This window comes from Pseudomonas sp. RIT411 (assembly GCF_003057735.2).
In the GTDB taxonomy this organism is placed as follows: Bacteria; Pseudomonadota; Gammaproteobacteria; order Pseudomonadales; family Pseudomonadaceae; genus Chryseomonas; species Chryseomonas oryzihabitans.
In genome coordinates, this window is sequence record NZ_QBIZ02000007.1 from 93,690 (window position 1) to 110,061 (window position 16,372).

At 64.7% G+C, this 16,372-nt stretch carries 27 protein-coding genes; 2 read left to right on the forward strand and 25 right to left on the reverse strand.

Annotation, left to right across the window (positions count from 1 at the left end; translation table 11 throughout):
* Positions 1-23: 23 nt before the first annotated feature.
* The 17 genes from DBY63_RS12315 to DBY63_RS12395 form a co-directional block, all read right to left on the reverse strand.
* The gene (locus DBY63_RS12315; protein WP_108582093.1) at positions 24-404 is read right to left on the reverse strand and encodes a phage tail assembly chaperone; all 381 of its coding nucleotides are present in this window, start codon (positions 402-404) and stop codon (positions 24-26) included.
* An 8-nt stretch (positions 405-412) separates the two neighbouring features.
* Complete coding sequence (locus DBY63_RS12320) at positions 413-1,072, reverse strand: phage tail protein (protein ID WP_108582092.1); 660 nt, start codon at positions 1,070-1,072, stop codon at positions 413-415.
* 68 nt (positions 1,073-1,140) lie between these two features.
* Complete coding sequence (locus DBY63_RS12325) at positions 1,141-1,551, reverse strand: DUF4128 domain-containing protein (protein ID WP_108582091.1); 411 nt, start codon at positions 1,549-1,551, stop codon at positions 1,141-1,143.
* Between the two features lie 190 nt (positions 1,552-1,741).
* Positions 1,742-2,185, reverse strand: a complete 444-nt coding sequence (locus DBY63_RS12330) for an HK97 gp10 family phage protein (RefSeq protein ID WP_177411448.1) — start codon at positions 2,183-2,185, stop codon at positions 1,742-1,744.
* A 3-nt stretch (positions 2,186-2,188) separates the two neighbouring features.
* Complete coding sequence (locus tag DBY63_RS12335; protein WP_108582090.1) at positions 2,189-2,578, reverse strand: hypothetical protein; 390 nt, start codon at positions 2,576-2,578, stop codon at positions 2,189-2,191.
* Complete coding sequence (locus tag DBY63_RS12340) at positions 2,578-3,561, reverse strand: hypothetical protein (RefSeq protein WP_108582089.1); 984 nt, start codon at positions 3,559-3,561, stop codon at positions 2,578-2,580. Before DBY63_RS12340 ends, DBY63_RS12335 begins: the two co-directional genes overlap by 1 nt.
* Positions 3,558-4,082, reverse strand: a complete 525-nt coding sequence (locus tag DBY63_RS12345) for a DnaT-like ssDNA-binding protein (protein WP_108582088.1) — start codon at positions 4,080-4,082, stop codon at positions 3,558-3,560. The genes DBY63_RS12340 and DBY63_RS12345 overlap by 4 nt, the downstream gene beginning before the upstream one ends.
* A 42-nt stretch (positions 4,083-4,124) precedes the next feature.
* Positions 4,125-4,559 carry a hypothetical protein gene (locus DBY63_RS12350; protein WP_108582087.1) on the reverse strand — a complete coding sequence of 145 codons (435 nt, stop codon included), beginning with the start codon at positions 4,557-4,559 and terminating at the stop codon, positions 4,125-4,127.
* 9 nt (positions 4,560-4,568) lie between these two features.
* Positions 4,569-5,501, reverse strand: coding sequence for a major capsid family protein (locus tag DBY63_RS12355; protein ID WP_108582086.1), 933 nt, complete (start codon positions 5,499-5,501; stop codon positions 4,569-4,571).
* Between the two features lie 9 nt (positions 5,502-5,510).
* Positions 5,511-5,951: a hypothetical protein gene (locus DBY63_RS12360; protein ID WP_108582085.1), complete on the reverse strand. Its 441-nt coding sequence runs from the start codon at positions 5,949-5,951 to the stop codon at positions 5,511-5,513.
* Entirely contained in the window at positions 5,951-7,066 is a 1,116-nt protein-coding gene (locus tag DBY63_RS12365; RefSeq protein ID WP_108582084.1) for a DUF2213 domain-containing protein, read from the reverse strand. The genes DBY63_RS12360 and DBY63_RS12365 overlap by 1 nt, the downstream gene beginning before the upstream one ends.
* 28 nt (positions 7,067-7,094) lie before the next feature.
* Positions 7,095-8,447 (reverse strand): phage portal protein, encoded by a 1,353-nt coding sequence (locus DBY63_RS12370; protein ID WP_108582083.1) that lies wholly within the window; start codon positions 8,445-8,447, stop codon positions 7,095-7,097.
* Entirely contained in the window at positions 8,447-9,733 is a 1,287-nt protein-coding gene (locus DBY63_RS12375; protein WP_108582082.1) for a terminase family protein, read from the reverse strand. The genes DBY63_RS12370 and DBY63_RS12375 overlap by 1 nt, the downstream gene beginning before the upstream one ends.
* On the reverse strand, positions 9,720-10,181 hold the full coding sequence (locus tag DBY63_RS12380) for a DUF2280 domain-containing protein (protein ID WP_108582081.1): 462 nt from the start codon (positions 10,179-10,181) through the stop codon (positions 9,720-9,722). Before DBY63_RS12380 ends, DBY63_RS12375 begins: the two co-directional genes overlap by 14 nt.
* A gap of 28 nt (positions 10,182-10,209) precedes the next feature.
* Complete coding sequence (locus tag DBY63_RS12385; RefSeq protein WP_108582080.1) at positions 10,210-10,806, reverse strand: putative metallopeptidase; 597 nt, start codon at positions 10,804-10,806, stop codon at positions 10,210-10,212.
* Positions 10,807-10,816: 10 nt separating this feature from the next.
* Positions 10,817-11,146 (reverse strand): hypothetical protein, encoded by a 330-nt coding sequence (locus DBY63_RS12390; RefSeq protein ID WP_108582079.1) that lies wholly within the window; start codon positions 11,144-11,146, stop codon positions 10,817-10,819.
* Positions 11,118-11,498: a hypothetical protein gene (locus DBY63_RS12395; protein ID WP_108582078.1), complete on the reverse strand. Its 381-nt coding sequence runs from the start codon at positions 11,496-11,498 to the stop codon at positions 11,118-11,120. Before DBY63_RS12395 ends, DBY63_RS12390 begins: the two co-directional genes overlap by 29 nt.
* 436 nt (positions 11,499-11,934) lie before the next feature.
* Between DBY63_RS12395 and DBY63_RS12405 the strand changes: the two genes are divergently transcribed.
* On the forward strand, positions 11,935-12,123 hold the full coding sequence (locus DBY63_RS12405; protein WP_108582076.1) for a hypothetical protein: 189 nt from the start codon (positions 11,935-11,937) through the stop codon (positions 12,121-12,123).
* A gap of 91 nt (positions 12,124-12,214) precedes the next feature.
* Complete coding sequence (locus DBY63_RS12410) at positions 12,215-12,496, forward strand: hypothetical protein (protein WP_108582075.1); 282 nt, start codon at positions 12,215-12,217, stop codon at positions 12,494-12,496.
* 26 nt (positions 12,497-12,522) lie between these two features.
* Here DBY63_RS12410 and DBY63_RS12415 read toward each other — a convergent pair whose 3' ends face one another.
* The 8 genes from DBY63_RS12415 to DBY63_RS12445 all read right to left on the reverse strand — a co-directional run bounded on the left by DBY63_RS12415 (position 12,523) and on the right by DBY63_RS12445 (position 16,372).
* On the reverse strand, positions 12,523-12,753 hold the full coding sequence (locus DBY63_RS12415) for a hypothetical protein (RefSeq protein WP_108582074.1): 231 nt from the start codon (positions 12,751-12,753) through the stop codon (positions 12,523-12,525).
* A gap of 332 nt (positions 12,754-13,085) precedes the next feature.
* Positions 13,086-13,673 (reverse strand): hypothetical protein, encoded by a 588-nt coding sequence (locus tag DBY63_RS12425; RefSeq protein WP_108582190.1) that lies wholly within the window; start codon positions 13,671-13,673, stop codon positions 13,086-13,088.
* A gap of 82 nt (positions 13,674-13,755) precedes the next feature.
* Positions 13,756-13,914 carry a hypothetical protein gene (locus DBY63_RS24880; RefSeq protein ID WP_158541727.1) on the reverse strand — a complete coding sequence of 53 codons (159 nt, stop codon included), beginning with the start codon at positions 13,912-13,914 and terminating at the stop codon, positions 13,756-13,758.
* Positions 13,911-14,357, reverse strand: a complete 447-nt coding sequence (locus DBY63_RS12430; RefSeq protein ID WP_108582072.1) for a recombination protein NinB — start codon at positions 14,355-14,357, stop codon at positions 13,911-13,913. Before DBY63_RS12430 ends, DBY63_RS24880 begins: the two co-directional genes overlap by 4 nt.
* Positions 14,350-14,475 (reverse strand): hypothetical protein, encoded by a 126-nt coding sequence (locus tag DBY63_RS25255; RefSeq protein WP_256594387.1) that lies wholly within the window; start codon positions 14,473-14,475, stop codon positions 14,350-14,352. Before DBY63_RS25255 ends, DBY63_RS12430 begins: the two co-directional genes overlap by 8 nt.
* Positions 14,475-14,921, reverse strand: coding sequence for a RusA family crossover junction endodeoxyribonuclease (locus DBY63_RS12435; RefSeq protein WP_108582071.1), 447 nt, complete (start codon positions 14,919-14,921; stop codon positions 14,475-14,477). Before DBY63_RS12435 ends, DBY63_RS25255 begins: the two co-directional genes overlap by 1 nt.
* Entirely contained in the window at positions 14,914-15,486 is a 573-nt protein-coding gene (locus tag DBY63_RS12440) for a hypothetical protein (protein ID WP_108582070.1), read from the reverse strand. The genes DBY63_RS12435 and DBY63_RS12440 overlap by 8 nt, the downstream gene beginning before the upstream one ends.
* Positions 15,434-16,372: a DnaT-like ssDNA-binding domain-containing protein gene (locus DBY63_RS12445; protein ID WP_108582069.1), complete on the reverse strand. Its 939-nt coding sequence runs from the start codon at positions 16,370-16,372 to the stop codon at positions 15,434-15,436. The genes DBY63_RS12440 and DBY63_RS12445 overlap by 53 nt, the downstream gene beginning before the upstream one ends.

Sequence of the window (16,372 nt, forward strand, 5' to 3'; positions counted from 1 at the left end):
GTAGAGCGCACGCGCCGCCTCTCTCAGTTTCCCGACTTGGCCGGCCGATAGGCCTGGTGATAGGCGCTGAGCACCGCGGCGGGAGCGTTGACCGAGGTCAGCGCCAGCGCGCGGATGGAGTCCTCGTTGAACTCGTCGTCGAAGCCCCAGCCCACCACCACCTGCTGGATCTGGCCGACCTGCATGTCGACCTCCAGCTGGGTGGCCTCCTCGACCGACTTGCCCTGGGCAACTTCCACCAGATCCTTCTCCTGCTGGTTCCAGCCGTCGATGACCTTGGCCAGCTCGACGCGGTCCAGGAAGCGGAAGGTGAACGGGACCACCATGACGTCACCACCAACGCGGGGCAGCGACACGTCAGCCTTGAAGGTCGGGGCCTGCTGAATCGAGAATTTCTTCGCCATGATCAGCCTCAGACAGCAGCGGTGGAGTAGCGGGTGGGTTCGGCCTGCAGGGCCAGGCCAACGGTGCGCGTCAGGATCTGGCTACGCGCGACCACCGGCTGCTTGGAGTAGGAAATGAACGCGCCGTAGAACAGTGCGTCATTGCCAGGCAGGTTCAGGCGCGCGGCTTCGACCTGCTGGTTCGCATCGGCGGCTTTCAGGACGGGCACGCAGGCCTGGACCGGGTCGTCCGCGATGGTCAGGGTCATGCTCGCCGCAGATTTGTCGGTCGGCAGTTGCCGGCCCTGGGTGTCCTCGAGGAAGACGACGTCGGTGTATTGCTGTTCGCCGCCGGCGAAGGCCACCTCGGTGATCTGCGGGATGACCACCCATGCGGTGATCTTCTTCATGGAGCCCACACCGCCACCAGCCGGGAAGCCGGCCGGGTTGGTGGTGTCGATACCTTCCAGTGTGACCGCGGTGGAGTTCACAGCCTTGACGCGCGCCACGCGCCCATTCAGCTGGGTCCAGCCGGAGGTGAGCAGGACGATGTCGCCCGTGGCGATCGCAGCGCCGGAACCGATGGTAGCGATGGCCTCGCTGGCGTTGCTGATGGCGCTGATTGCGACGGCAGGGCCGTAGGTGGACGCCATCTGGAAGGTGGCGCCGTTGGGGAGCTTGTAGCCCATGGTCTATTCCTCATGCAGAAATGAAGAAACCCGCACAGGGCGGGTCTCGGGTTTGCCCAACGGGCGAATCAGTTGGTGTCGGCGCGGTAGCTGAAGCTGGCCGGCAAGGTGAAGGCGCTGGCCTCGGGGACCTCAGGGCCCTGGCTCACCGGGGACATGATCACCACGGTGAAGGCGTCCCTGGTCAGGCGGTCATACAGCGGGAACAGGTCCGCCAACTCGCCGACGATGTCCTCGGCCTGGCCAGGCCCTTCACCGGTCGGTACCACCACGCTGACCTGGAATACGCCCTGGTACCGACGGTGGTCCCCGGCCAGCGTGTCGCTACCGGTCGGAGCCGGCAGCAGGTAGGCGCGCAGGTAGATGCCTTTCTCGGGCGGAGTGAAACCCTGGTTCTGGTAGGCCACCGGGTAGCCCTCGGCAACGGCCCAGGCCGATAGCCTCGACTCGAACAGCTGGCGGATGCGCTTCTGGCTCATGGAGCCTCCTGCGTGACCAGGGCGGGCGACTTCTCTTGGAGAAACTGCTCCGCGGCGCAGACCTGGCAACGGTGAAGCCACCAAGGGGGCAAACTCATTCGCATAGGCGCATCCGGAGCAACAGTTAGCCTACCTCCGCACTCACATAGGGCGTAACGCAGATAGGTTCGAACCTCGACGCTCTCGTAATTCATACCTGGTGCGCCTCCGCGGCCTCTTTGACCATCTGCTGGAATTGCTCGATAGTGATCCGGACCATGCCATGGGGCGCTTTCTGGCTATGGCCATACTCCAGCGGGATGCCGTAGACCAGGGTATTGACCAGGTAAGCCACCTGCCCGGGCTCCAGGGCATTGGCAGCGGCCACCAGGCGCGCGATGGTGTCGTCGCCCCCCTTGTCGGTGCTGATCAGGCTGCTGTTCGCCGGGGCGCCAATGGTCAGCTGCCAGTTCGCCTTGAACCGGCCGGTGTCCACCGGGCTGAGGTTGATCAGCGACTCGCCGATCTGGATGACGACGTCGCGTAGGGTCTGCTCGATGGCGGCCAGGGCCTGCAGCTGGAACTCCTCCAGCTGAGCCACGAAGTCGCCCTCCAGGCCGCCGTAGCGCGCCGTCATGTGGTGCGTCTTGGCCATGGCCTACGCCCTCCCCTGGACCTCGTAGCCGCAGGCGACGCCCGCGTAGTTCCAAGGCTCGACGCTGATGACCTTCAGCAGCTTCCCATCGAACCGGATCTGGTCGCCGGTGACTGGCTCCGGTAGCTCGGTGCCGTCGGCCTGCACCGGCGAGACCAGGAGCTTCACGTCGCCCTGGTGGATGAGCGTGCCGTCGATGTCGGTCTGCTTGTAGCTCTCGCGCAGGCCCGAGCCGGTGAAGGCCTGGGGCGCGGCCATGACGGTGCTGGTGGCAGGGTCGTAGGCCTTCTGGCCTGGCTTGGTCAGGGTGAGATTCAGGCCCTTACCGCCTTTGGATCGTGGAGCCAGCATGCGGATGGCCAGGGCCCGGCCGCGGTCGTGGATATCGGTCATCACCAGGTCACTCGGTACGAGACCGTGCACCGGCAGTTCGCCAGGTCGGTCCAGGAAGCCCCCAGCGTCTTGTCGCCGGGGTAGTTGAGCCGCGCGCCGGTGGGCGACTGGAACGGCTGGTTGAAGCTCACGCGAACACCGCCGAGGGTGACGTGGGCATGGCGGACCCGTAGGTCGCCCTTGTTGCGCCAGATTTTCTCGACTGACGCCGGCCTTACCGGACCTTCGAGCAGCTGCCCATGCAGCCGGTTGAAGCCGGCATTCAGCGCCTCATGCGCCTGGGCCTTGCTCACCAGCAGCGCGTGCCTGTCGACCTTGGCCGCGGCGTAGGCCGTGGTGATGCGCTGGGCATCGATGACCGTCACCGGCCTGCCCTGCTCGATGGCGCGCTCGACGATCCCGTCCAGGCGCCGGTCGCGGTCGGCCTTGGCCAGGTACTGGCGCATGCGTTCGGCGACGCCGCTGCGCAGCTGCTCGCGCGTACTGGCGATGGCCTGGGCCTCAGGGGCAGACAACCCCAGCACACCGCCCTGGCGGCGCCCGGTGCGCTCGTTGCGGCGGCCGACGACGTCCAGCGCGATCTGGCGCGGCGTGCGCCCGGCGGCGCGGCCGGCAGCGGTCGTGACGCGGATTGCCTCGGCCTGCTCCCGGGCGATGGTGCTGGTCAGGTCGGCGGCGTTCTGGTTGAGCCAACGCTGTGCCGCCTCGGCGTGCTGGTCGAACTGCACCTTTCGCCCGCCGGGCATCTTGATGACCACCAGGGTCCCGCCTTTGATGTAGGCGGCGCGGACGGCCTCCAGCAACGCGGCGAAGGCGCCCAGGGACAGCAGGGTCACTAGCCCCGCGTCATCCTGCTGTGCGATCAGCTGTTCCACCTCGGTGATTACCGCGGCGTCCACGGTGGCGCGGATCTGCTCCAGGTAGGCCCGCTGCAGCGCCGGGGTCATACCGTCGATGACGGCGAGGATTTCGGCCTCGGTCACACGACCACCACGGCGGGCAGCTCGAACCGGGCGACCAGCACCGGCGCGATGATCTCGTCGATGAGGGTGATCACCGGGCGGGTCGGCGCGGCGCCCGGGGCGCTGGCATCCGGTACCGCATAGGTCGTTTCCAGCGGGCCGACCTTCTCGCTCTTGACCAGGCTGGTGGCAACGAAGTCGGGGCTCAGGCTGCCCGGGTTCACCAGCTCGCGCAGGGCGGCCTCGTAGGTGGCCTGCTCGACCTCGGCTGGCACCTCGCCGTCGCCGATGGGGTTGCCGCTGTAGTCCTGCGCGCCGGTGCGTGGCCACTCGCGCGCCTGGGCGCGGCCCAGCGCTTTCTCGCCGGGGAACAGCGACACCCAGCGGCCGGAGCGGTAGCGCTTCCGATACCGGCCGTCGATGTAGACCGAGGCGCGCAGCAGTGCGGCCTGCTTGCTGGCCTCGTCACCTGCCCAGCCGGTGCTGGCGCGGGCGGCGTGGTAGGCGTCGGCGCCCAGCAGGGTGCCGTAGGAATCTGCCATGGCGTCGATCTCGAATAGATGGGCGGCGAACCGCCCGGGGTGTTACTCGGCGGCTTCCAGCTTGGCTTTCAGCTCGTCCAGGCTCGCGGTCTCGTCGAATTCGACGTCCTTGGCCTTGAGGGCCTCGATGACGTCGGTGCGCGACTTGACGGCTTCGGCTTCGGCCAGGGCCTTGCGCAGCTTCTCCAGCCCGGTGTTCGGGTGCATCTGGATGCCGAGCAGATCCAGCTTGCCGCGCAGGTCGCGCTTCTGCTGGTCCTCCTCGGTCTCGGCGGCGCCCTGGTTCGGGTTGGAGGACGAAGGCTGGCCGCCCGCGCTGGCCGCTACGACCAGCACGCTCTGCTGAACGTAGTGCTTCAGGTTGGCTCGGTCCTTGAAGTCGTCCCAGTTGTCCACCGTTGCAGTCTGCTTCGGCGGGATGATGGAGCCGTCGGGCAGGCCAATCGGCGTGCCGCTGGTGTTGGTGATCTCGGGCATGGGACCTCCTTACAGGCCGTCGGCGTAGCGGACTTGCAGCGGCTGGCGGACATCCACACCGCCGAGGCGGAAGATGCCGGGGATTTCCCAGCGCATCGGACCGGCCTGGAATACAGGCAGGAAGCGGTGCGGCATCGGCAGGTGCAGCTTCACCACCGACGGATCGCGGCGGTAGGACACCATGCGGCGAGTACCGCCAGCGCCTGCCTTCTCCAGCCCGCGGAGACCGCGGATGGTCAACGGCTGGCCGGTCTGCGCGGTGTAGACGTTGTTGCGCAGCAGCCAGCTGAGGATGGTCTCGGTGGACAGGTCGCTCACCATGCGGGTCGCCAGCAGGTTCAGGCTGTCCAGGGGCAGCAGCAGGGTGTCTGCCAGGGCGGTGTACAGCGTGCCCTGAGCCTGGCCTGCCAGCTGGTTGTTCACGTCGGCGAGGATCTTGTCCGGCGTGGCAGTTGCCCAGCTACCGTTGGTAACCGAACCGGCGGTGACGTTCGGCGCATTCACCAGGCCGGAGAAGCCCTTCGAACTGTCACCGTAGAGCGCGACACGGTCGACCATCTCCTCGTAGGCCCGGCGCGCGGCCTTGGCATCCTCGCCGTCGAGGTTGTAGCCGAGCATGGCGGCCTGGCTGATCTCTTCGAGACCGTAGCCGTAGCCGATGCCGGCGGTGTGGATCTGGGTCTCGAACTTGGTCAGCTCGGTACCGGCGCGCGGGATGTCGTCCGCGTTGCCGTTGATCCAGTCCGCCTTACCGTACTTGTCCGAGGAGAAGTAGGTGACGGTCTTGGCCCAGGGGCTGGCGGAAGTATCGACCGGCACCAGGCCGGGATACTGGATGTCGGGATAGACGATCTCGTTGACCTGGCGCTCGATGTGCGTGGTCTGGGAGATCACGAAACCCAGGGCGGCCTGGGCGTCCAGAAGCTTGAAGGGGGCGCGCATGTCGGCTCCTTACTTGAGGAAGATGTTGGCGACGGCGCCGGCCGCGGCGCTGGTGTCCCAGCGAGCGTTCGGAATCGTGATGCCACCTGTGTTGCTGAAGGTGCCGTCGGCAGTGACCGTTACCGGGTCGCTCGCCTTGACCGCCACGGCGGCGGTAACGCTGATCGGGCCGTTGAGCAGGATGCGCGCGGACTCGAACTGGACGTAGCCATTGGGGCCGCTGGCGGAGCGGTCCAGGACCGACACGCCCACGAACTTGGCCGCGGTGTCGCCAGTAGCGAAGACGTGGACGGCCTTGTCGGCGGTGCCCTGGAACACCGGCACACCGAAAGCCAGGCCAGCGGCGGATTCGACGGTACGGGAGACCAGGTCAGCGTGGGTCATGTCCGGGATGTGGCCCGGTACGCTGGCGCGGATGTTCTCGGAATAGCTGGTCTGAATGGACGGCATTACTTGGCACCTCCTTTCCAGGCATCACCCAGACGCGCCTCATAGGCGGCCTGGCCGTTGTCGTTGGGGTTCTGGAACTGGCCGTCCTGCGTCTTCAGGTGCTGGCGCACCGGATCGCTGGAGTCCTCGACCAGGATGTCGAAGCGAGCGGTGATGTAGTCGGCGCTCTTGCCGGCCACCGCGGCGTCGCCCAGCTTGGCCACCACGGCAGCTTTGCGGATCTCGTCGTCGCTCTTGCCGCTGTAGTCGGCGTCGGCGATGGATTTGGCTTTGCCGATCAGGTCGCCGCGCGCCAGGACGCGAGCATCGATCTGGGCGTCGGAGAGCAGTTGCCCCTTCAGCTTCTCGATCTCGTTGTCCTTGGTTGCCAGCTCGCGGTCCTTGCCGGCGATGGCCGCGGTGTGAGCATCGGTCAGCGTCTTGACGTTGACGCCTGCGTCGGCCAGCTGCTTGGTCAGCTTCTCGATCGCCTGGGCGCCTTGGTCAGTGGTTTGCACAGACAGGCCATCGACGATGACCGTGCGCAGAGAATCAGCCATGGGATGGCCTCCGTTGTCGTTGGGGTGCGCAGGGGTATTCGCACCGGGGCTGCGCTGGTCCCCGATCCGTAGTTGCTCGCCACCTCGCGCCCGATCAACGAGCGCCAGGTGATTCATCCGCATGCTTTCCACGCGAGCGTCGTAGGGTTCGCCTTGAGGGGTCACGCCATCCTCGAAGACGACGATGGCTTCCAGCCCCATGGAGAGCTCGCGGCGGCCGCCCTCGACATCGCGGATAGCCGCCGCATCCATCACCACCATCGGGACGCGGACGAACTCGCCGTCGCGCAGCACCTCGGCGCCGGTCTGGCCCACAGCCAGTTCTTTCCAGTTAGCGGCGTTCACGTCGCCGTGGTGGCCGTTGGTCATGGGCCGATAGGCGTAGGAGCGCATGGCGTCCTCGGCGAATACGGCCTCGGGCGGGCGGTACAGCCGGACGATGGGCATCTCAGGCTTGCCGACCTCGCTTCCGAGGTAGTCCTGGATGCCAGTGCGCGCTACCCGGGCCTCGGCCACGAGGTAGCCGTCAGTGGTTCGGCGGACAGCCGAAACCGACACGGAGTCGTGCAGGAGCATGGTGTTTTCCTTGGCGCTGGGCGCTACTTCAGGTTGTAGGTGCGGGCTCGGGATCGAGTTGGCCATCAGGGTCCAGATCGCCCTCGCCGCCCTCCTCGTCTGGCAGCTCTTCGCCGTACTTCTCCATGGCCGCCTCCAGGCCGGGCAGGACGCTGAACTCGACCAGGGCCGTCTCTGCGGCGCTGGAAAGCGCGGCGTCCGGGAACAGACCGGTGTCCTTGATCACCTTGATGGTGTCGGCGACGGTCTTGCCGATGGTCGCGCGCTCCGTCGCCGTGGGCTGCCAGAGGCTGTTCCAGACGTAATGGATCTCAGAAGGCCGGCTGCCCAGTGCCGAGCGAATCAGGCACTCGTCCAGCACCGCCAGCGCGGGCCGCACGCTCAGCTCCTGGCCGGACTGGATCCGGTCGTAGTAGTTGCGCAGGTCCGACTCCCCGCTGGCGTTGAGCCCGGCTGGGGACTGGCCGAGGAACCTGGTGGCCGGGATGTCCGCAGCACCGGTCACGTTCTGCAGGAAGCGGTCGATGATGTCGGGCAGCGTGCTGAAGTTGGCCGTCTTGGTCTGGTAGTCCTCCTGGGAGTCGAGCATCAGAGCGCCGTTGATGCTCTTGGCCATGGCGGCCAGCCGCAGGCGCTCCAGCAACAGCTTCTCGAAGCGGGGATCCTCGAGGCTCTGCATCAGGTCCGGGATCTTGATGACGTCGACCTTAGCCTCGAACACCAGGCTCGCCACGTTGGCCAGCGTGCCGTCACTCTGCTTGACGGCCTCCATGACCGAGGTCAGGACCGAATCGCTCCAGCCGTGGCCAGCGCCCTCAACCAGCTCAGGGTCCGCATGCTCGGCGCCCTGGAAGATGGCCAACCGCGAAGGATGGATCTCGACGTTGGAGCCGGCCAGCCGGTATGCCTTGGGCATCCCATAGCGCGGCGACTGGACGTCTCGCTCGATCTCGGTCGGGCTCAGGTGGCGCCGGCTCATGACGGTCAGGTATTTCAATCCACCCTTGCCGATGCGATCCGGCCGCAGTTCGGTCGACGTGTCGCGGTCACCAGTGCCGATGAACACCGCGGCTCCCCCGAATAGCCGGCCGCGGATCATGGCGGTGTGGACCCGGGCGACGAGCGCCAGGCTCTTCTCCGCAGCCTCAATGGCTTGGATCTGTTCCTTGGAGGCCTGCCACCCACGCCAGCGCCGGCAGGCGTCGAGCGCGGGGATGTCGATGATCTTTCGCGGCAACCAGCTGCTGCGGTAGGCCGCGAGGAGCTGCTGGTCGGTCAGGGTGGACACCAGGTAGCTCGAATGGGACGCCTTGTCCCGCTCGGTGCCCAGGTTTGCCACGAGATTGACCAGCTTGTCGGAGAGGAACTGTTTGACACCCATTATGCGACGCCTGCGAGGGAGTACCTGGTGATCGGGTATTCCTTGTGAATGAAGTAGCCGCCGGCATCGGGCCGGTGGTCGTTGCCTTGCTTCTTGTCGGGCTCGCCGTTCTCCGCCCAGACCTGCTGCTCCAAGTCGTCGGCATAGGTCGGGCACTTGTCGGCGTTCACGCGATAGCGCCGCTCGCCCGCTGCGTTGCGGAACATGGCGTTCATGGCGTTGATGCGGTCCTTGACCGGCGGGTTGGCGCCCGGGGCGACGACCATGAACCCGGCCTGTTTGAGCAGGGAGATGTCCGTCTCGCTGGCGCGCACCGACTTGCGGGAATCGCCGCTGGCGTCCGGGTAGATCCGGATCAGCCGGGTGTTGCGGTACTCGGTCCCCGTATAGAGCCAGTACCGCTCCTTGAGCTTCTGGATCATGTCCGGCGTGTCGTAGCCGTTGATGATCTCGTCGACCGCGTGCGGCATACCCAGGCGCTTGACGTGGACGATGGCCGACATCTTGCCGACGTTGAAGTCCATCCCCACGAAGAGCGGCTCCCCGGGCTGGATGGTCTCCAGGCTGCCGTTGAGCTTGCGGTCATAGGCGGTGTAGATCGTGCCCGAGGTCAGGTTCACGAACTGGCCGTCCAGGTAGGCCATGATCAGCTGCTCGGGATAGGACTCCATCAGCGAGGGGATGTAGTCGTCCGGCAGGTTGAGTTCGTTGTCGAAGGTGCTGGCCTGCACCAGCCCGTACAGGCCGGCCAGCGCCGGCTTCTCGCGCAGCTGTTTGACGAACTGCTGATAGACGAACTTGAAGCCCTCGGGGGTCGTGGTGACGTCCACCCCGTTCTTCAGCCCATCCACCTTGTAGCGCATCCGCGCGATGATCTTGCGCCAGGCCTGCTGGGCCTTGGCCGCGGGCAGCACGTCCAGCTCATCCACCAGGGCGTGGCCGATCTTAAAGCCGACGATGGTCTGGGGCTTCTCCATTGACCGGCAGATTGTGGTGCTGCGGTACCGGCCGCCGCTGTAGAACTCGACCTCTTTGTCACTCTCCTTCGTCCGGACCTTGAGGCCCCAATCGAAAGCGACCTCCTCGATGGTCGGGAAGAAGATGTCTCGGATCTGCGGGTAGGTCGGGGCGAAGTAGCCAGAATTGATCCTGGGCCACTCCCAGACGTGCTTGCACAGCGCTGCGCAGCCCACCCAGGTCTTACCCGAACCGAACCCCGCCACGAACCCCCGGAACTTGTGCGGCAGCTGCAGGAACTGCGCCTGGGGCACGTTAAGCGTCGGCATCGCGCACCCTCGCGTCCACCACCTCGACCTGCACGCGGGTCGGCGGCAGATCGTTGTGCGGCATCTCGGCCTTGGTCTGGCGGTTGACGTAGACGTCGCCCACTTCCTTGGCAGCCTGCTCCAGTAGCTGGGCAGTCAGCGCCAGGTTGCGCATCCCCTCGGCCTTCTCGGCCATGCGGCTCAGGGTGCGGAGGCGGTGGGCACGGTTGGCGATCGGGATTTCGGCGGTCTCCTCGCGGAACCGCTTCCGGGTGTCGTCGAAGACGGTGCGCCACTTCTGGTGCAGGTTGCGCCCCTGGTACTTCGTGGGGTCGTAGCACTGCACCTGCTGGCGGCTCACGTCGACGCCGAACTCCTCCTTGACAGAGGTCACCACCAGGGAGGGGGTATCGAAGCAGGCCAGCGCCTGAACGATGAAGGCTTTCACATCGTTGCTCAGGGCGGCCATAGGGGTACTTCCGTCAATGTGCTGTCAATCAGGCCGACTTGAGCAGACAGGTTCCGCAGGCCCTCGCAATGTTGATTTTCTCCACCTCGGGGCGGCTGCTCGCGGCTTCCACCAGGCGCTGCACGTCCGGGCTGGCGCCATACCGACGCACCACGCCGACGAACTCCTCGACGTCGTGGCCGCGCAGCTTCAGCTTGGGCATGCCGTCCCGGGTGAACGCTGGGGCGCCGAAGGCATCCAGCTCCTGAGCGATGTGGTAGAGCTCGTGCTCGACCAGGGCGCAGAACTCGGCGTCGCTGCATTCGGCGCAATAGTCAGCGGCCAGGGTGATGAGGAAGTCCGGGATGCCGCCGAACCACTCAACCATCTGCTGCTCTGCCCTCGCCTTTTGCCACCCACCGGCACGGAACGCGACCTGCTCGGCCTGGCCTAGCACCAGGCGGCTCGCCTTGACGAAGCCTGTCCTGGCCCAGAGAAAGCCGATGTCCGCGTCGAGCAGGTGGATGTGGTCCTCGTTGCGCAGCCGCCCACCCTCACGAACGAAGGTGGCCATGGCCCAGTCCCGCAGCTCAAGCGACGGAACGAGCTGCGGCCAATGGGCGGTGGGTGGCCGGGGACGGTTCATCACTACGCTCCTATCGAGGCAGGTCCTGTGCCTGGGCTTGGCCTGCAACTTCAACAGCTTTGGCCGCAGCCTCGCTGGCCTGCTGCGCTGCTCCGGCGGCAACCTCAGCAGCCTTACCGGTCTGGCTCGCGAGGGTTTCGAGCCGCTGATCCTTTTTGCCCAGCGCCTTGTCGTAGGCGTCACGGATCGCGGCGAGCTCCACGAGCATGATTCGGTGAGCGCTGTACATGGCGGCCTGGTACCCGAAAATTCCGCCGCTCAGCACCAGAAGCGCGCCGAGCGCCCACAGTTCGTACCGTCGCCACCAGGCTTTAGCTCGCTTCAGGGTTTCGCCGTTCATAACCGGTCCTCTGCAAGGCCTGCCGTAGCTGCGAGACCTCGCTCGTCAATTGGCTGATCTGGGCTTCCTGCAGGTCGAGCTGCGACTTCATTGCCTTCATGGTCCCGGTGAGTTCGCCCACCGTTCGGTACATCTCGTTGCGCTCTTTCGTCACCGTCTCCAGTGTCGTCCGAAGGTCTTTGTTCTCTTCGGTCAAGCGCTCCAGCATGTCCTTCTCGGCGCGATCATTCGCGACGGAGGCGTTGGTGCTGGAGTAGAACTTGCGGAGCCAGGTCAGGCCCCAGGCGAGGCCAATACCGCCAGCGGTGAACCACCCGGTCGGGTTTCCGCCGCCCAGATCGGATGGGTCCATTTGCGTACTCCAGAAATGCGAAAGGCCCGCCTAAGCGAGACGTTAAAGATTAGGGATAGCTAGGCGATAACCACGCTAGAACAGTCGCCGGAGAGCGCTTCGTGGACAGCTTCCTTCCCGTACCAGACAGCCCATCGCGGCAATATCTGCTCCGTCTGCACCGGCATTTCAATGCCCGGCTCGACGAGCTTCACCGATTGAGCATGGATGACCCCAAGCTAGAAGAGGTCCTTCGAGATTTCGAAGGACTCACGCAGCGTACGAAAGAGCTGGTAGAGGAAGTAGCGGTCAGATTAGCGCTAGAGGCATCCCGCCCCTCTAGTTAGGGGGGGCGCATCTGCAGCCGGATGGTATCTATTCGCTGACAAAATGCTCTAGGACAATACTTTCAGAGCGTTCAGAATCTCGCCACCACTCGCCCTGAAGGTTGCACAAAATGCTCGTGAATCTCGAAAATGCGCTTTCGGACCATCGGAAGTTGGAAAGCTGCATTGATTCGATGAGGTCGATGACATCTCTGGATCCATTGACTCAGGAATTTATCAATCAACTTGTCGCCCTGGCCGAAGCAGCAGCAGATCTCGTCTCAGAGTCCGCGGTATCGGAAGCACTCGAAAAGGCCTAGGGGCACCATCGAAAAGCGCCACTTTTTCTCTTGAGCGAAGCGTACCGACGCGTGCCAGACTGCCTCGCATTGATCAAGCGAGGAGTGGACCATGCGCAACCGGGTCGAGAGGATGAGCCTGTGCTCATACGTGCAAGCGTTTTTCCCCATGAACTTTGACGTGACACTTGATCGAAGCGATGTCAATCCTGATCACCGGGTTCTGACAGTCCGAGATGCAGTAACTCACAACACAGCTGTGTACGAGGGGCCGCTGCTTGCGATCATCGATATCTGCTCAATGGGAGATATCGCGGCGCGCATGTGCAGTCAGCTTGCCGAGCAGGCAACTGGCCCACGCAAGTCACACCTCGAGATGAGACAGCGTGCATAAAAGACCCGGCCGGAGCCGGGCGTTGTTCACTTTCTCAGGCAGCCCGGAAATCGCTTTGCGGCGTCCGACACGTACTGCTTGCCGTCCTTCCCCATGCACCAGGTGCTGCCGTACTGACGGAAGCTGGTGAACTGGCTGCCTTCGACATCCATTCTCGCCGCACGACGAAACTTGCGATGCCATTTGGCCTTGTCGGCCTTCTCGCTTTCGCAGGTCGTCATTCCGAAGATAGGTGTCTTTCTGTGGCTTCGGCTCATAGGGGCCATCCCGCGGCATCAGCGCGCCGCTCCTGCATGGTCAGCTCGTGGAAATACCGGCGAGGATTGCCGCACATGAAGCAGGAGCAGACCTTACCGTGGTTGGCGAACATACCCGCCATCCTGGCGTCATTCGTCCACGCCTCATGGGCACTCTGCTTTCGGTAGAACTTGGCCTTCACGCGTTGCGCATGATGCCTTCTCTCGGATCGATCCATGGTCATCTCCAATGGCCAGATCCAAGAAAGCCCCGGGAGACGAATCTGCCGAGGCTTCTGATGGGGTGCTACTTCACACGATGGATAAATCATGCCGCCAGCCGCACATTTGTGTCAAGCCGCACACTTCATCGCCCTTAGAAGGCCCGCGACGGGGCCCAGCGCCATCTTGTCGAGGTCATTGCAGGCGGTGAAACAAGCCTGGACGAACTCCTCCCATTCCCGGTCCCAATTGCGAGCGTCAAGCTCGACGCCGTAGGTGTAATCGAGAAAGGTGCGGAAGGCCTCAGGGGTCGGCAACGGATCGGGCGCCGCACTTTGTCCGCCCTGGTGCTGGCGCCGGTACCGGTATAGCACCGCCATGGCGACGAACTCGGCCTTGGCGTGCTTCTTCGCGTACATCTTGGGCCCGCGCAGGTAGGCCAGCTGGAACACCGACCATTCGGCTACCTCGCGCCACAGGTCGTTGCTGTCCGGGTGATACAGGTGGTTGCCGAAGGCGAACAGGTCCGCCGGCAGGCGCTCCACCACGCTGCGGACGTGGGCGCCAATAGTCTCGCTTACCAGACCGGCCACGCCGCGCACGCGCTCGGTGCTCTGGTAGGGACCGACTAACGCCAGCGACTCGCAATGGCGGTTGGTCCCGTCCCCTGGGCGGTAGTAGGCGTTGAACCACTCGTCTCGGGCTGAACTCAGGCGCATCTGGGATACCTCGGAAATCTGGATTGCGACTTGCGCGGCCACCTGGCGGCGCAGACAACTGCAGGCATCCTTGCCGGGTGAATTACAGGCGACACTTTGCCTGGCGCTCGATTTGGTCTTGGCGGTCACGGAGCAGCCGGCGAAGCTCCCGGGCCTCCTTCTCGCGCTTCAGCTGGAGCAAGCCGTGCCCGACGATGCCAACGCCGATCAGGGGGACCAGGTACGACAGGAAGGTCATCATGCGGTCCGCCTCTGGCCGTAGATCGCCAGCATCAGGTCTTCGGGGTGTGGCAGCAGCAGCTCCAGGTGCTCCGCGCAGTAGCGGTCAAGCAGGTCGAGGTACTCGGCCATCTGAGCTTGGGTGAACCCGCTCGTCTTCGCGCGGCCGATCTTGAACTCACCCCCTGCGGGTCCTGGCATGGCCACCTTGCGGATCTCGCAGGGCCACAGCCGCGCCACCAGGATCTCGTGCCATTCCTCGGCGCTGGCGAACTGACCGAAGCTCTCGGCCAGGTGCTTCTGGATGGCGTTGTTCCACATCCACAGCAACCGGTTCTGGGCATCGCTGCGCTGGCTACGGATTTCGGTGATGGCGATCTTCCGCGGCTTCGACAGGTCCAGGCCGGCAAGGAAGGACAGCAGGCGCTCGCGATCGGCGGGCGTGCGGATCACGAGATCAGTCATCGCCCTGCCCCTCTACATCGCCCAGCCAGTCACAGGAAAGCCGGACAGAGCGTTGAGAGCGCAGACCAAGCAGGTTGTGCAGGTGCGCCAGCAGGATCAGCAGCCAGTAGATGCCCATCACGCCGCCTCCTTCGTCATCAGCGGCACGATCCGCACGCGCACGCACGGCGTCTCGGCGTAGCGCTTGCGCACGATGGCGTCGACCACCTGGACGTCGTCCTGCCAGACCACGCCATTGAGGCCGTCGTAGATCGCCTTGATCACGTTGTCCATGTCGGGCTTCGTGGTCGGGAATACCTGGCCGGCGACGGCCTGGGCCTTCCACTTTTTCGACTTCGACTGAGGGATCGGAAGCAGGATCTGCAGCTCGACCATGACCGGGTGCGGGATCAGGTCGCGACCGGCCATGGCGATCTGCGCTGCGTGGGCGATCAGCCCCTCATAGGCCACCGTTTCCTTTGGCGTGAACATGCGGGCATGGGCGCCCACCTTGCCGATACGGGGGCGGCCCTTGCCGATGGGCTTGCCGGGTACCACAAACTCCACCGCGGAGAATTCACGCATGGTTGTCTCTCCGGATACGCATCTTGGCGAGCAGCATGGCGCGGGCTTGCGCTGGATCGCTGGGAATGCCCTGGGCTTGCATGAGGTCCCGCGCCTGTTGGTGGCTATGGGCGAACTGCACCTGCATCGGCGACTTGTGCTCGTGCTCGATGCCCAGGGGGATCGTGTCCTCAAGCGGCTTGCCCATGACGGCCCGGGCCCGGACGATCGAGTAGTTCCGCGCAAAGGTCTTGCGCAGGGTCTTGTTGTCCGGCCGCGCGGTGCGCAGGTCGTAGGTGCCGGTCTGCTTGGCGGCAACGCGGACAGCGTCGTGCTTGTACTCACCGCGCAGCGCCTGGTCCCAGGCCTCCTCCTCGGTGGGCAGGCCGGGCACATGCAGGCAGAGCTGCCGGAAGACGTTCGCCGGCGGCGGCCAATCGAACTCGTCGCCCTTCTCGACCAGCAGGGTCAGGCCGTTGGCGATCTGGCGGCCGCTCACGTCGTGCAGTACGGTCGCCCAGACGCTGTCCTGGTCAGCTGTGACGCCAAAATTCGCCGTCCAGCGGTGCCCGTACATCTCGGCCATCTTCGTCCAGAGCTTGTCCAGCAGGTCCTGCCTGAGCTTCCCGGGCTTCTCGGGCTTTTCGCTCGGCGATGTGGTGCTTGACGATTTCTGGAGCAGAGAGCTTGCGCCCTCCACCAGCGTGAGTACCGGCTTGGGCTTGATAGGTTCTTCCGGGATTCGATTGGGCATGGCGTTGGTCTCGGATGATCTTCTGGGCGAGCTCGTGCTCCCACTGGCCTTGGGACTGGTACTTGTCCGGTCGGCAGATCCAGTAGGAACGGAATTCGAGGAGGGTCTGGGGTTGAACAGGGGTGTTGCCGATGCCGTTGCGCATCGCCGTGGCCTTCCAGGTCCTGGCGGCTGGCTCCCAGCTGTCGTGCATCGGGAAACGGCTCTCCGGGCTCACGCGCGGAGGAGGAGTAGGATTGTCTTTACCGGATACCGGAGGTGTGCCCACTTTCGGAAACTCACCCCCTGCCGCTTCCCTGCCCTCTTGTCCGTCGTAACCCGCGTGGTTACTAGGTTTCGAAGTGCCCTCTTCTCTGCCCACTTCATCTGCCCACTTACTGCCCACTTTATTTCGCGCGGACTGATCCCGTTGAGCGAGCAGTAAGGGGAAAACAAGTCGTCTATCGGCCTGGTTCTGTCCGACCAGACCTACCTTCTGCAGCCATACCAGGGCGCGACGAAGCTCCTTTTCGGACGGCTCTCCACCCTTGATGCCCTGGTGCGGCTCGACATACAGCTCCTCGGCCAGCGACTTCCACGAGATGCCTCGCTTGAGCCCCACGATGCCGGTGCCGTAGTCCATGAACGGACGAAGCCCGAAGGTGTACGTCAGCCTTGCCAGGTGAGGCAGGCCGCGCAGCGCTTCTCGCTCGTCGTCGTTGATCTGGAATGTGGGCAC

Bases quoted from the DNA above. Each gene is read 5' to 3' on its own strand.
- DBY63_RS12315 (WP_108582093.1), bottom strand. From the start codon at position 404: ATGGCGAAGAAATTCTCGATTCAGCAGGCCCCGACCTTCAAGGCTGAC.
- DBY63_RS12320 (WP_108582092.1), bottom strand. From the start codon at position 1,072: ATGGGCTACAAGCTCCCCAACGGCGCCACCTTCCAGATGGCGTCCACC.
- DBY63_RS12325 (WP_108582091.1), bottom strand. From the start codon at position 1,551: ATGAGCCAGAAGCGCATCCGCCAGCTGTTCGAGTCGAGGCTATCGGCC.
- DBY63_RS12330 (WP_177411448.1), bottom strand. From the start codon at position 2,185: ATGGCCAAGACGCACCACATGACGGCGCGCTACGGCGGCCTGGAGGGC.
- DBY63_RS12335 (WP_108582090.1), bottom strand. From the start codon at position 2,578: ATGACCGATATCCACGACCGCGGCCGGGCCCTGGCCATCCGCATGCTG.
- DBY63_RS12345 (WP_108582088.1), bottom strand. From the start codon at position 4,082: ATGGCAGATTCCTACGGCACCCTGCTGGGCGCCGACGCCTACCACGCC.
- DBY63_RS12350 (WP_108582087.1), bottom strand. From the start codon at position 4,559: ATGCCCGAGATCACCAACACCAGCGGCACGCCGATTGGCCTGCCCGAC.
- DBY63_RS12355 (WP_108582086.1), bottom strand. From the start codon at position 5,501: ATGCGCGCCCCCTTCAAGCTTCTGGACGCCCAGGCCGCCCTGGGTTTC.
- DBY63_RS12360 (WP_108582085.1), bottom strand. From the start codon at position 5,951: ATGCCGTCCATTCAGACCAGCTATTCCGAGAACATCCGCGCCAGCGTA.
- DBY63_RS12365 (WP_108582084.1), bottom strand. From the start codon at position 7,066: ATGCTCCTGCACGACTCCGTGTCGGTTTCGGCTGTCCGCCGAACCACT.
- DBY63_RS12370 (WP_108582083.1), bottom strand. From the start codon at position 8,447: ATGGGTGTCAAACAGTTCCTCTCCGACAAGCTGGTCAATCTCGTGGCA.
- DBY63_RS12375 (WP_108582082.1), bottom strand. From the start codon at position 9,733: ATGCCGACGCTTAACGTGCCCCAGGCGCAGTTCCTGCAGCTGCCGCAC.
- DBY63_RS12380 (WP_108582081.1), bottom strand. From the start codon at position 10,181: ATGGCCGCCCTGAGCAACGATGTGAAAGCCTTCATCGTTCAGGCGCTG.
- DBY63_RS12385 (WP_108582080.1), bottom strand. From the start codon at position 10,806: ATGAACCGTCCCCGGCCACCCACCGCCCATTGGCCGCAGCTCGTTCCG.
- DBY63_RS12390 (WP_108582079.1), bottom strand. From the start codon at position 11,146: ATGAACGGCGAAACCCTGAAGCGAGCTAAAGCCTGGTGGCGACGGTAC.
- DBY63_RS12395 (WP_108582078.1), bottom strand. From the start codon at position 11,498: ATGGACCCATCCGATCTGGGCGGCGGAAACCCGACCGGGTGGTTCACC.
- DBY63_RS12405 (WP_108582076.1), top strand. From the start codon at position 11,935: ATGCTCGTGAATCTCGAAAATGCGCTTTCGGACCATCGGAAGTTGGAA.
- DBY63_RS12410 (WP_108582075.1), top strand. From the start codon at position 12,215: ATGCGCAACCGGGTCGAGAGGATGAGCCTGTGCTCATACGTGCAAGCG.
- DBY63_RS12415 (WP_108582074.1), bottom strand. From the start codon at position 12,753: ATGAGCCGAAGCCACAGAAAGACACCTATCTTCGGAATGACGACCTGC.
- DBY63_RS12425 (WP_108582190.1), bottom strand. From the start codon at position 13,673: ATGCGCCTGAGTTCAGCCCGAGACGAGTGGTTCAACGCCTACTACCGC.
- DBY63_RS24880 (WP_158541727.1), bottom strand. From the start codon at position 13,914: ATGATGACCTTCCTGTCGTACCTGGTCCCCCTGATCGGCGTTGGCATC.
- DBY63_RS12430 (WP_108582072.1), bottom strand. From the start codon at position 14,357: ATGACTGATCTCGTGATCCGCACGCCCGCCGATCGCGAGCGCCTGCTG.
- DBY63_RS25255 (WP_256594387.1), bottom strand. From the start codon at position 14,475: ATGGGCATCTACTGGCTGCTGATCCTGCTGGCGCACCTGCACAACCTG.
- DBY63_RS12435 (WP_108582071.1), bottom strand. From the start codon at position 14,921: ATGCGTGAATTCTCCGCGGTGGAGTTTGTGGTACCCGGCAAGCCCATC.
- DBY63_RS12440 (WP_108582070.1), bottom strand. From the start codon at position 15,486: ATGGCCGAGATGTACGGGCACCGCTGGACGGCGAATTTTGGCGTCACA.